The organism is Marinomonas communis (assembly GCF_004363305.1).
Taxonomy (GTDB): Bacteria; Pseudomonadota; Gammaproteobacteria; order Pseudomonadales; family Marinomonadaceae; genus Marinomonas; species Marinomonas communis.
Genome location: NZ_SNZA01000001.1, coordinates 601,564 through 613,313 on the forward strand (window position 1 = coordinate 601,564; position 11,750 = coordinate 613,313).

General features: G+C 45.0%; 12 protein-coding genes and 6 tRNA genes. 5 read left to right on the plus strand and 13 right to left on the minus strand.

Going from position 1 to position 11,750, the window contains the following annotated elements:
• Position 1: 1 nt before the first annotated feature.
• The 8 genes from mltG to C8D85_RS02855 all read right to left on the minus strand — a co-directional run bounded on the left by mltG (position 2) and on the right by C8D85_RS02855 (position 2,563).
• Positions 2 to 1,030 carry an endolytic transglycosylase MltG gene (gene mltG / locus C8D85_RS02820; RefSeq protein ID WP_133559845.1) on the minus strand — a complete coding sequence of 343 codons (1,029 nt, stop codon included), beginning with the start codon at positions 1,028 to 1,030 and terminating at the stop codon, positions 2 to 4.
• Complete coding sequence (gene pabC, locus C8D85_RS02825) at positions 1,027 to 1,827, minus strand: aminodeoxychorismate lyase (RefSeq protein WP_133559846.1); 801 nt, start codon at positions 1,825 to 1,827, stop codon at positions 1,027 to 1,029. The genes mltG and pabC overlap by 4 nt, the downstream gene beginning before the upstream one ends.
• 46 nt (positions 1,828 to 1,873) lie before the next feature.
• A tRNA-Glu gene (locus C8D85_RS02830) sits at positions 1,874 to 1,949 on the minus strand.
• 51 nt (positions 1,950 to 2,000) lie between these two features.
• A tRNA-Glu gene (locus C8D85_RS02835) sits at positions 2,001 to 2,076 on the minus strand.
• A gap of 48 nt (positions 2,077 to 2,124) precedes the next feature.
• Positions 2,125 to 2,199, minus strand: a tRNA-Gly gene (locus tag C8D85_RS02840).
• Between the two features lie 35 nt (positions 2,200 to 2,234).
• Positions 2,235 to 2,310 (minus strand) — tRNA-Glu (locus tag C8D85_RS02845).
• 48 nt (positions 2,311 to 2,358) lie between these two features.
• A tRNA-Gly gene (locus tag C8D85_RS02850) sits at positions 2,359 to 2,433 on the minus strand.
• A gap of 54 nt (positions 2,434 to 2,487) precedes the next feature.
• Positions 2,488 to 2,563: transfer RNA gene (locus C8D85_RS02855), tRNA-Glu, on the minus strand.
• A gap of 151 nt (positions 2,564 to 2,714) precedes the next feature.
• Here C8D85_RS02855 and C8D85_RS02860 point away from each other — a divergent pair.
• Positions 2,715 to 3,287, plus strand: a complete 573-nt coding sequence (locus tag C8D85_RS02860) for a YajG family lipoprotein (protein WP_133559847.1) — start codon at positions 2,715 to 2,717, stop codon at positions 3,285 to 3,287.
• Between the two features lie 21 nt (positions 3,288 to 3,308).
• On the opposite strand, the gene msrB is transcribed toward C8D85_RS02860, so the two are convergent.
• Positions 3,309 to 3,728 (minus strand): peptide-methionine (R)-S-oxide reductase MsrB, encoded by a 420-nt coding sequence (gene msrB / locus C8D85_RS02865; protein WP_133559848.1) that lies wholly within the window; start codon positions 3,726 to 3,728, stop codon positions 3,309 to 3,311.
• 67 nt (positions 3,729 to 3,795) lie between these two features.
• Between msrB and C8D85_RS02870 the strand changes: the two genes are divergently transcribed.
• Positions 3,796 to 5,010, plus strand: coding sequence for a pyridoxal phosphate-dependent aminotransferase (locus tag C8D85_RS02870; RefSeq protein WP_133559849.1), 1,215 nt, complete (start codon positions 3,796 to 3,798; stop codon positions 5,008 to 5,010).
• 67 nt (positions 5,011 to 5,077) lie between these two features.
• Positions 5,078 to 5,962: a protease HtpX gene (htpX, locus tag C8D85_RS02875; protein ID WP_133559850.1), complete on the plus strand. Its 885-nt coding sequence runs from the start codon at positions 5,078 to 5,080 to the stop codon at positions 5,960 to 5,962.
• Between the two features lie 62 nt (positions 5,963 to 6,024).
• Here the strand turns inward: htpX and C8D85_RS02880 are convergent, their stop codons facing one another.
• From C8D85_RS02880 to gcvT, 4 genes are read right to left on the minus strand one after another with little or no spacing between them, the layout of a single operon-like run.
• Positions 6,025 to 6,747 carry a flagellar brake protein gene (locus tag C8D85_RS02880; RefSeq protein ID WP_133559851.1) on the minus strand — a complete coding sequence of 241 codons (723 nt, stop codon included), beginning with the start codon at positions 6,745 to 6,747 and terminating at the stop codon, positions 6,025 to 6,027.
• 15 nt (positions 6,748 to 6,762) lie between these two features.
• Entirely contained in the window at positions 6,763 to 7,887 is a 1,125-nt protein-coding gene (locus tag C8D85_RS02885; protein ID WP_133559852.1) for a 4-phosphoerythronate dehydrogenase, read from the minus strand.
• Complete coding sequence (locus tag C8D85_RS02890; protein WP_133559853.1) at positions 7,868 to 8,410, minus strand: elongation factor P hydroxylase; 543 nt, start codon at positions 8,408 to 8,410, stop codon at positions 7,868 to 7,870. The genes C8D85_RS02885 and C8D85_RS02890 overlap by 20 nt, the downstream gene beginning before the upstream one ends.
• Positions 8,411 to 8,466: 56 nt before the next feature.
• Positions 8,467 to 9,561 carry a glycine cleavage system aminomethyltransferase GcvT gene (gcvT, locus tag C8D85_RS02895; RefSeq protein WP_133559854.1) on the minus strand — a complete coding sequence of 365 codons (1,095 nt, stop codon included), beginning with the start codon at positions 9,559 to 9,561 and terminating at the stop codon, positions 8,467 to 8,469.
• 397 nt (positions 9,562 to 9,958) lie between these two features.
• Between gcvT and glyA the strand changes: the two genes are divergently transcribed.
• Together glyA and gcvH are read left to right on the plus strand one after the other, a co-directional pair.
• Positions 9,959 to 11,236 carry a serine hydroxymethyltransferase gene (gene glyA / locus C8D85_RS02900; RefSeq protein WP_133559855.1) on the plus strand — a complete coding sequence of 426 codons (1,278 nt, stop codon included), beginning with the start codon at positions 9,959 to 9,961 and terminating at the stop codon, positions 11,234 to 11,236.
• A 56-nt stretch (positions 11,237 to 11,292) separates the two neighbouring features.
• Positions 11,293 to 11,676 (plus strand): glycine cleavage system protein GcvH, encoded by a 384-nt coding sequence (gene gcvH / locus C8D85_RS02905; protein ID WP_133559856.1) that lies wholly within the window; start codon positions 11,293 to 11,295, stop codon positions 11,674 to 11,676.
• Positions 11,677 to 11,750: the final 74 nt, after the last annotated feature.

Sequence of the window (11,750 nt, forward strand, 5' to 3'; positions counted from 1 at the left end):
TCTATTGAGTCGGAGTTGACGTGTAATCTTTACGACGCTGGAAACGCTGGTAGCGAGCAACCGCATTATTGTGCTCTCGCAACGTATTTGAAAAAACGTGTGAACCATCACCTTTGGCAACAAAATACAAAGCTTTCGTCTCGCCAGGATTCAGAGCCGCTATAATCGCTTCTTTGCCAACATTTGCGATTGGCGTTGGCGGTAGCCCATTTATCTGGTAAGTATTATATGGTGTGGGTCGGCGCAGATCCGCACGGGTGATATTTCCGTTATAACGCTCTCCCATACCATAAATCACCGTTGGATCGGTTTGTAACCTCATCCCCTTTTCAAGACGGCTAATAAATACCCTTGCGATCAGTGGTCGTTCTGCGGCAACTCCAGTCTCTTTTTCGATGATCGAAGCCATGATCAATGCTTCATAAGGAGATTTAATAGGCAAACCTTTCGCTTTGTTTTCCCATGCATCATCCAAAGCCGCATTAAGCAATGCATGCGCTTGCAAAAAGATGTCTAAATCCGTATCACCATCGTGGTAGCGATATGTATTTGCAAACAGCAACCCCTCTGGAGAGTCGTGCTCAACCCCTAATTTTTCAGCGATTTCTTTTGCGGAAAGGCCGTCCAGCGTCATCTTTATATTACCTTTCGCTTTCATTGCATTAAGGTAATCGCGGTAAGTATGGCCCTCAAGTAGGGTAATTAGGTAAAAGATGGTCTCCCCTGAATCAAATTTGGCCAACACATCCATGAAACTCATGCCAGGCTCAAGTTGATATTTACCAACTTTAGGCGTTAATGATGGATCTAATTCATGAGCCAATCGAGCCAGCAGTGGATGTGGGAGCCAGCCCTGATCCGCTAATTGATATCCTAGTTTGATAATAGAAGTGCCACGCTCAATATCAAATGTCATGCTTTCTTTAATAGGGAGCGGCTCCGTTAAGGATTTGTAAGCCCATGTTGCCGCTAGCGCAGAAAGCGTCGCGACCAAAACCAGCATCAGTACTATCCACTTTACATACTTCATATTGGATTTATTTTTTCCATTAATTGTTTGGTCATCGGTCCTATTGGAAAGGTTTTGTCGTCAAACCTAACTACAGGCATTATTTGACTCATTGCATTACACACAAAGATCTCATCGGCCAGCATTAAATCTTCAAGCGCGTAGCGGCCGATATCAATACACCCATCAAAGTCCGCTAAGATTCGACTCCTCAGACTACCTTGAACACCACTTGTCATCAGGGCAGCAGTCCTTAGTCTACCTTTGTAAAACCAGAATAGATTGCTTTGAATGCACTCGATGATAAAACCATTAGCATCGACTAGAACAGCCTCATAGTAGCTTGCAGGCAGACAGGATTTTGCCATCACATTTTCTAAGCGATTAAGGTGCTTTAACCCCGCCAATGATCGATTAATGGAGGCATCGATAGGAGAAGTAGTTAACGATACACCCACTTGATGCAAAGCCGCATAGTTTGGCTTTTCAAATACGCCGAGAATAAACTCAAAGTTAGAGGTATCTGGTGGCAAATAGCCACGACCGCCTGACCCACGCGTCAAAATAATTTTCAAACCAGAGTCGGGGTACTCTTGCGCTTTTTGACCGACAAACGACCAGATCTTCTGCCAAAGGTGGTCTTCAACTGCAAAATTGAGCCTATTACAGCCTCTTTTTAGCCGGGTTTGATGAATAGCAAGATTAACCAAATCACCATGCAGTACTGAGAGCGTTTCGAATAGACCATCACCGTAGGCTAAACCACGGTCTGATAATGAAACGTTTGTGTCTGGAAGGAAGTTCCTGAACCACTGCATATGATTGATCTCATTGAAAAAGCTAAATCATAACAGATTAGATAGATGGCGTCCCATAGGGGGTTCGAACCCCTGTTACCGCCGTGAAAGGGCGGTGTCCTAGGCCTCTAGACGAATGGGACGTAGTTGAAGCGTACTTCGAATGATTAATTTGGCACCTTAATCAAGAAAGGTGGCGTCCCATAGGGGGTTCGAACCCCTGTTACCGCCGTGAAAGGGCGGTGTCCTAGGCCTCTAGACGAATGGGACACATCGTTGCTTCCGTAGAAGCCCCCTACTCTATTGAGTAAGAGATTTTGGAGCGGGAAACGAGGCTCGAACTCGCGACCCCAACCTTGGCAAGGTTGTGCTCTACCACTGAGCTATTCCCGCATATTGTCATGCACTTTTTACAACCTGCATTGAGTTGGCGTCCCATAGGGGGTTCGAACCCCTGTTACCGCCGTGAAAGGGCGGTGTCCTAGGCCTCTAGACGAATGGGACACATCGTTGCTTCCGTAGAAGCCCCCTACTCTATTGAGTAAGAGATTTTGGAGCGGGAAACGAGGCTCGAACTCGCGACCCCAACCTTGGCAAGGTTGTGCTCTACCACTGAGCTATTCCCGCTTTAAGCTTTCACAAACATCAGCTAAGCTAGCATGGTTTTGCCAATCCGTAGATTGGCGTCCCATAGGGGGTTCGAACCCCTGTTACCGCCGTGAAAGGGCGGTGTCCTAGGCCTCTAGACGAATGGGACACTTGTGCGCCTTGCTGTGTAAGCGGGTGCGTATATTACTGTTAACAAACGGAAAATCAACAACTTTTTTTAAATATCTGTAATCTAAGCGAAAAAAAGTGGTTTCCTATACTTTTACCTATAACAACTACTCTATTAAAGAGGGAGAACAATGAAAGCATTGATCGCAAGCAGCCTAGTCCTTGTTGCACTAGGCCTACAAGGCTGTGCCAACACAACCCACACCATCAATATCGAACCTCAAGATACGACCCTAGAAGCTCAGTACAGTAACCAGCGCCAAATCCATGTTGTCGTGAAACCTTTTCAGGAAACCTCTGTTGGTCACATCAAAACAGGAATTGGAGAAAAGGCAGATATAGAAATCGGCAACAATGTTCAACAAGCCTTGAGCGATTACATGAATAACAAACTCAACATGCTTGGCTTTAAAACCAATCAAGGCCAGTTGCCAGCAACACTATTCACCATTGAGCTGAATGAGCTTAGCTATGTCACTAAAACCATTGCTCTTAAAACAGAAGCTAAACTGACATCACAAATACGTGCAACGGTTTCACAAGGGGAGCAAACATATACCGCTACTTTTAAATCAGAGAAGGTAGACCAATATGGTACACTACCAGATAGAGAAGTTCTGGAAAGTGAGATCAATGAACTCTTAGGCAAAACCATTGACCGAGCTTTTAAAGACAAGAAGCTTGTCCAGTTACTCGGCCAATAATAGCTCCCCTACTATTTCAGCCTAAGCTTTTCCCTTAGGCTGAAATTTCAATGAGGCAGAGTTTACGCAGTAACGAATGCCAGTTGGCTTTGGCCCGTCTGGAAACACATGCCCAAGATGCGCATCGCATTTTTCACATACAATTTCGACACGCTGCATCATCCAAGAGTTATCCTCTACCTCTTTTATATTTTGTTTATCCGCGTCATAGAAGCTTGGCCAGCCAGATCCAGAGTTATATTTTGTCTCAGAATCGAATAGATGCGCTCCACAACAAACACATTCGTAATGACCTTCTTCATAAAACTTTTCATAACGCCCAGTAAACGCTCGCTCAGTGCCTTTCTGACGAACGATTTGATACACTTCTTCTGGTAGACGCTGCTTCCACTCTTCATCACTTAGTGACTGAAATTGGCTTGGCTTTTGTTCATTACTCATAAAACATGACTCCTGTTTTGCGTCTCTACATTATAACTGATTCCATTACCCTATATGAGGAAGCGTGGTGCAAATACGTAAATCGAATAAACTTGCAAACATCTGCTATGAGATTCGCGGACCGGTTCTTAAAGAAGCGGTACGCATGGAAGACGAAGGCCACCGTATCCTTAAGCTGAATATCGGCAATCCAGCGCCATTTGGCTTCGAAGCACCTGATGAAATCCTGGTTGATGTTATTAAGAACCTACCTAACGCCCAAGGGTACTGTGAATCAAAGGGACTGTTCTCTGCGCGTAAGGCTGTCATGCAAAAATACCAAGCCCTAGGCATTCGTTCAGCCAACGTCGAAAACGTTTGGATGGGCAATGGAGTCAGCGAGCTTATCGTGATGGCGATGCAGGCCCTTCTAAATGACGGTGACGAGATTCTTATTCCAGCGCCCGACTACCCACTCTGGACCGCCGCTGCCACCCTATCTGGTGGTTATGTTCGACACTACTTATGTGATGAAGAAAATGGTTGGCAACCTGATATTGCCGACATCAAATCGAAAATCACCAATAAAACCAAAGCATTGGTCATTATCAACCCAAACAACCCAACTGGCGCTGTATATTCTGAAGCCATATTAAAAGAATTGGTCGCACTAGCCGAACAACACGGCCTACTGCTGTTCTCTGACGAGATTTACGACAAAATTTTGTACGATGACGCCCAACACATTCCAACTGCCACTTTGACAGAAGGAAAAGTCCCATGTGTAACGTTTGGCGGCTTGTCAAAAGTTTACCGTACAGCAGGTTTCCGATCTGGCTGGATGATCATCACTGGCCCCAAAACAGGCATTGAAGATTATATAGCTGGCATAGACATGCTGAGTTCGATGCGCCTATGCGCCAATGTACCGGCACAACATGCAGTGCAAACAGCCTTAGGCGGCTACCAAACCATTAACGAATTAACCGCACCTGGCGGACGCCTACTAGAACAGCGCAACCTGGCGTGGGAAATACTAGACAGCATCCCTGGGGTTCATTGCCACAAGCCTGAAGGGGCTTTATACCTATTCCCAAGACTCGATCCAAAAGTCTATAACATTAAAGATGACGTAGAAGTAGCCCTTCGCTTCCTAAAAGAAGAAAAGGTCTTATTGGTGCACGGAACAGGCTTCAATTGGCCAACACCAGATCACTTACGCATTGTATTTCTACCGCACGTAGAGGAACTACAGCCTGCCATGGAACGATTTGCGGCGTTTTTATCTCGCTTACGCAATTAAATCCTACTTGAAAAGGAACCAATTGCCCCTATGATGCTCCATAGTATTTTCACTCTGGAGCATCTCTATAATGCGTATATTGCTTTTCCTTTTAACCAACATTGCGGTTTTGGTCGTTGCCAGCATCGTTTTGAGTGTTTTGGGCGTTGAGCGCTACATTTCGAGCAGCGGTTTAAACCTCACATCACTACTCATTTTCTGTGCCGTGTTCGGTTTTACAGGAAGTATCATTTCCCTATTGCTCTCTAAAAAAATGGCAAAATGGGGCTCAAAAGCTCAGGTTATTGAGCAGCCACGCAACCATAAAGAGCAATGGCTTCTAACGACTGTTCAAGAGCTAGCGAATGACGCCGGCATCAAAATGCCAGAAGTCGCTGTTTTCCCTGCTCATGAAGCCAATGCTTTCGCTACTGGCTGGAACAAGAATGATGCATTGGTGGCCGTTTCTAGCGGTATGCTAGACCGTTACCCACCAGATGAGATCCGCGCGGTCATGGCTCACGAAATTGGCCACGTTGCAAATGGCGACATGGTGACACTGACCTTGATTCAGGGCGTAGTGAACACCTTCGTAATGTTCTTTGCTCGTATCGCAGGCTACGCAGTCGACCAATTCCTTCGTAAAGATGACGAAGGAGAAGGTAGCGTGGGCTGGGGATATTACATCGCCACTATGATCTTTGAGATTTTGTTTGGCATCCTGGCCAGCATGATCGTCATGTGGTTCTCCCGTTACCGCGAGTTCCGTGCAGATGAAGCAGGAGCTCGATTAGCAGGCAAAGGCGCGATGATTGCAGCTCTCGCTCGAATTCAAAGTGAGCATGAAGTATCTCATATGCCAGACACTATGGTTGCCTTTGGTATTCGCCGCGGCCGTAAATCCAGCTTTGGCGAACTATTTTCCAGCCACCCACCAATTAACGATCGTATTGCAGCATTACAAAAGCTGTAATCACTGATCCAATAAAAAAAGGCCCACCGGGCCTTTTTTTATTTTCAATTCACTTTGCAGTCTTAGCGCTGCTTCTTAGCAATACTTTCTAAAATATATGCTAATAGCGGGATGCCTTGCTCTTTTTCTATGTTGTTGAACTTTATTCCATAAACATACATATATTCTACATTCATACGTGACAAAAAGGCATTATCTGCAATAGATGCTTGCAATTGCTCAAGCATTTGAATTTCTTGCGAGCGAATCTCACAATCTATCTTGAGGATATGCTTATATTCACCTATCTGTAGGTTTAGAGCCATCCTCATGGTTTGGTTAACCGACCCAAAATCATCTTTTGAGATAATCTTGCAACCACCAGCACTTAAATCAACAACAACTCCCGTCGCTCCGGCCGAAATTGGATGCCCTCCAGCGCCTGGCTCCATCGAACAGATTAAACGAGACTCAACTCGAACCGCTTGCCTAACTTCCGAAGCATCTACAACATCGGGCGTAGCAATATGTAAATGAGCAGATGGCTCAAGGTAGCTTTTTAATATCTTAGTTGAAAATGCACATACAACTGTAGCCGACATCAGTCTCACATTTACGACTTGATTGTCTCTAACAATGATATTTTTGCCATTTACACGCGGGCAAGAGACGATTAAAGAACGACCAGGAATTCGCCCCAAAACCCTCACAGTATGGCGACCTGGAGGCGATATAAATTCAATTTGAACACTGGTGCCCATAGGCACAGAAATATCTTTGAAATCAACTTGCGTTACTTCAGCCATCTCTACTCCTAGAGGCTATTTTGAAGAAAATCCTAATGCACAAAATAATGGAGTGTACTGATCATGATTAACACAAGCTGTATTAAACTCATCACGTTCTACGTAGTTCTTTCGTAACCAGTCGAAACCTTTGTCTTCACCACTACTCATAACATACTTGAAGCGGGCAGAATCTCTTGCCACATCAAAGCAACATTGAATTGCTCTATTCAATGCCTCTTCTTTCCCAAGGTCAGAATTCATTTTTATTTCACAAATACTACCCTGACTAACCGCTTCAGAAAAACTACTTTTGAGAGGAATATCAAAGAAGTTGCATACAGACTGGTAAATAAACCATGTCCCCTTTTCTCTACCCTGCTTACTGTACCCAGCAATATGCGGTGTTGCGATGTCACACAAAGCAGCAAGTTGCATATTTGGATGGGGCTCTTCATGCCATACATCCAACACAAGATTAAGAGCACCACCCAACGCATGAAAGCGCTCAATCAATGCCGTCTCATTAATCACACCACCTCGCCCAGCTGAAATAATGGTCTGACCGGCAGACAGGTGACCAACATATTCATCGTTGATCATATCAAAGCTTGGGTAAGCACCTGTGTGAGTTAACGGCGCATGTAAACAAATTACGTCACAAGTCATCACTTCACAGAGCGTAGTTAACGTCACACCTGAGACCGTTTCGTTTACTAAGGGATCGTAGGCAACCACCTCACAACCTAGCTCGACAAAACGTGACGCAACACAGCGTCCCACATTACCCTGCCCGACAACTCCAACTTTAGCCTCAAGCCAGTTTACCGACTTAGTAAAATACAAATATGACAAGGAACTAAAAACGTAGTCCGCTACGGCATCAGCATTACAGCCAGGTGCACTATTAAAACCAATGCCCTTTTCCAACAAATATTCCGTGTCTACGTGATCCGTACCTATGGTGGCACTTCCCACATATTTGACCGGCGTACCTTCAAGCAAGGATTCATTTACTTTGGTAACAGAGCGCACTAACAATACATCCGCATCCATCAATTGCTCTTTCGACAAGGAACGACCATTCACTAGAGTAATGTCGCCTAAACCGCCAAAAAGCACTTCAACATTCGGCATATTTTCATCGGCAATAATTTTCATAGCACTCTCTTAGGTGGGGTATAACTAAAGATTCTGAAGATTGATAATGGCGAGCAAATAAAGCTTGGGCAAACAGAGAGACGCGATCAGGAAGACCATTTTCTATGAGTTCATTCACTCGATTTAAAACAGCGTCTCTAAACGGAGATGGGTCATAGTCAGGTAATGCCAAATTATCTACGCTGACATCAAATTTCATTCCGCATGACCAATGGAATAGACATTCATACGCTTGAGGTTGCACCTCAAACTTTTCAAACTCTTTTTGCTGAGCGAGGGTGCGACCGTCTTCGGCATACCAATAGCCAAAATCGTCTTGTTGACGCCTTTCTTCTCCAGCCACACACCAATGGCTGACTTCATGCAAAGCACTTGAGGCATAGTCGTAGCGATATTGAATTTGACTGACACCAGACTCATCACAAGCCAGATAAAATGGTTCGTCAAAACCGCCCTTTAAAACTGTTTGGTAGGTCGAAAAAAAGACGTCATAAAACGTCTTTTCGAGAAATCGTGCGTTCACTTAATCACTCAAAATCAAAGCCCTCTCTCATCACGAGGGCTTTATTCAAAAATGACTTAGCCACGGAAGTATCGTGATGGGAAGAATGGCATCTTCGCAGGGGTTAACGGGATAAGTTTACCACGTAATGAAGCGAAAAGGGGCTGCTCAAGTTTATCTGTCTGCACATAACCCATTACAATTGGCTTCTCAAGAGATGGTGCAAAGCCACCACTGGTAACAGAGCCTGCTAGATCACCAGATTCAGTCACAATATCCACACCCTCACGCACTGGCGCCTTACCTTCCACCAAGAAACCAACACGCTTACGTGAAACGCCTTCAGCAAAATGCTGTAGAACCACATCAGCCCCAACAAAGTTACCAGCACGCTCACCTTCAGCACGACGAACTTTCTGGATCGCCCAGGTGATTGAAGCTTCAACAGGGGTAGTCGATTGGTCTAAGTCATGGCCATATAAACAAAGACCCGCCTCTAAACGAAGAGAGTCACGGGCACCTAGACCAATCCATTCCACTTCTTCTAGAGCAAGTAACGCCTGGCAGAAAGCTGTGGCATTCTCGTTTGGAACAGAGATCTCGTAACCATCTTCACCAGTGTAGCCGGAGCAACTTACCCAAAGCTCAACATCGTTCCACATCACCTTAGTGGACTGCATAAACACTAATGCTTTTAGTTCTGGCAATAGCTTAGCCGCCGCTTCACGAGCTTTAGGCCCTTGCAGCGCAACCAGAGCACGATCAACCACTTCGACTGACGTTGTTGGTAAATTGTTAGTCAAATGAGCAACATCTTGTTCTTTACAAGCAGCGTTCACTACCATGTAAATTTCTTCATCGCCCCAATTTGTAAACATCAAATCATCAGAGATACCGCCATTAGTCGTCGTGAACACACCATAGCGCTGTTGATTAAGCCCTAAGCCGATGACATCAACTGGCAAAAGTGCCTCTAATTCTTGTTTTACGTTCTCACCACGTAAAATAACCTGTCCCATATGCGACACATCGAACAGTCCAGCCGAGGAACGTGTCCAAAGGTGCTCTTTCTTCACCCCCATTGGGTATTGAACTGGCATTTCATAGCCTGCAAATTCGACCATGCGAGCGCCAGCATCGACATGCGCTTGATATAAAGGAGTACGTTTCATGAGCACCTCTGGTTAACATTAAATCAAAATGGGATGTTTCGGATGTTTCCAATCGGAAACAAAGTATCTGCGTTAATCTAAATGAATGCAACCTAGAATGAATTTCCAGCGACTAAAATCCAGCATTAGCAGTTGCCACGTATGTAGAGTGCAGAAAACTAAACACATGGTCAATTTTTCTATTTGCGACATATTTATGAATTCATGCGATTTTGTTTTTGAACACATGTTTCCAATCGGAAACTTTTTGTTTATGATGCATCCATCTCATAGCAATGCAGATGATTAGTACGAAAGGAGAGATGATCTTTTTTCAATTCATTTTCCGACATAAATGATAGAATAAGTATCGTCTCAGAATGTCATCGACATGAATTTCAATTAAGAGGATCTCAAAATGGCTAACACTGAAGCCTTTTTCAGCCAAGCGCTTAAAGACCGCGATGCTGAGTTATTCGCAACGCTTGTAGAAGAGCAAGAGCGCCAAGAAACTGGTATCGAGCTTATCGCATCTGAAAACATCGTTTCTAAAGCTGTACTAGAAGCTCAAGGCTCTGTTTTGACTAACAAGTACGCGGAAGGCTACCCAAACCGTCGTTACTACGGTGGCTGTGAAGCTGTAGACGTAACTGAGCAACTTGCTATTGATCGTGCTAAGAAACTGTTTAACTGTGAATTTGTTAACGTTCAGCCTCACTCTGGTGCTCAAGCAAACGGTGCAGTAATGCTTGCATTGCTTCAACCAGGTGACACTGTAATGGGTATGACACTTTCTTCAGGTGGTCACTTAACTCACGGTGCTGCACCAGCGCAATCAGGCAAATGGTTCAACGCTGTTCAATACGATGTAAACCCAGAAACATTGTTGATGGACTACGATGCGATTGAAGCACAAGCTCTTGAGTGTAAGCCGAAAATGATCATCGCGGGTGGTTCTGCTATCCCACGTCAAATCGACTTCAAACGTTTCCGTGAGATCGCTGACAAAGTAGGCGCTTACCTATTCGTTGACATGGCACACATTGCTGGCCTAGTTGCTACAGGCGTTCACCCATCGCCTCTTGAGCACGCACACGTTGTTACAACAACAACTCACAAGACTCTACGTGGCCCACGTGGCGGTATGATTCTTTCTAACGACCTTGAACTAGGTAAGAAGATCAACTCTGCTGTATTCCCTGGCTACCAAGGTGGCCCACTAATGCACGTTATCGCTGGTAAAGCGGTTGCATTCGGTGAAGCACTAAAACCAGAGTTCACTGACTACATCAAGCAAGTTGTTGCGAACGCTAAAGCGCTAGCAGAAGTAATGGTTGAGCGTGGCTGTGACATCGTTACCGGTGGTACTGACACTCACCTAATGCTTGTTGACCTTCGTCCAAAAGGACTAAAAGGTAATGCAGCTGATGCAGCACTTGAGCGCGCCGGTATCACTTGTAACAAAAACGGCATTCCATTCGACACTGAAAAACCAATGGTTACTTCAGGTATCCGTCTAGGTACTCCTGCTGCAACTTCTCGTGGCTTCGGTGAAGAAGAATTCCGTAAAGTTGGTCACCTAATCAGTGACGTACTAGACGGCCTAGTTGCAATGCCAGAAGGTAATCCAGAAGTAGAAGCTCGCGTAAAGGCAGAAGTACAAGAGCTTTGCAAACGCTTCCCTCTTTACCGCTAATTTGCGCACAGCCCGAGACTCGATCTCGGGCTATTTATAATAAAGGATAGATCGCCATGAGCAACATTCCATCGAATTTGAAATACGCAGACTCTCACGAGTGGGTTTTAGATAACGGTGACGGTACTGTTACTGTTGGTATCACTGACCACGCACAAGAATTACTAGGTGATGTTGTTTACCTAGAACTACCTGAAGTCGGTGCAGAAACCACAGCTTCAGAGCAGTTTTCTTTGGTAGAGTCTGTTAAAGCTGCATCAGATATCTATGCCCCTGTATCTGGTGAAGTTGTTGAAGTTAACGAAGCATTGGATGACTCTCCAGAGCTTGTTAACGAATCACCTTTCGAGGACGCTTGGATCGCTAAAATCAAACTTAGCGACGTAAGTGAACTAGACAAGCTAATGGACGCGGACGCGTACGCTAGCTCTATCGAGTAATCGATACCACACCCCTCTCCTAGAGGGGTGCTTCTCCCCATTTATCTTGCAATTTCTTTTATAGGTGACTTTCC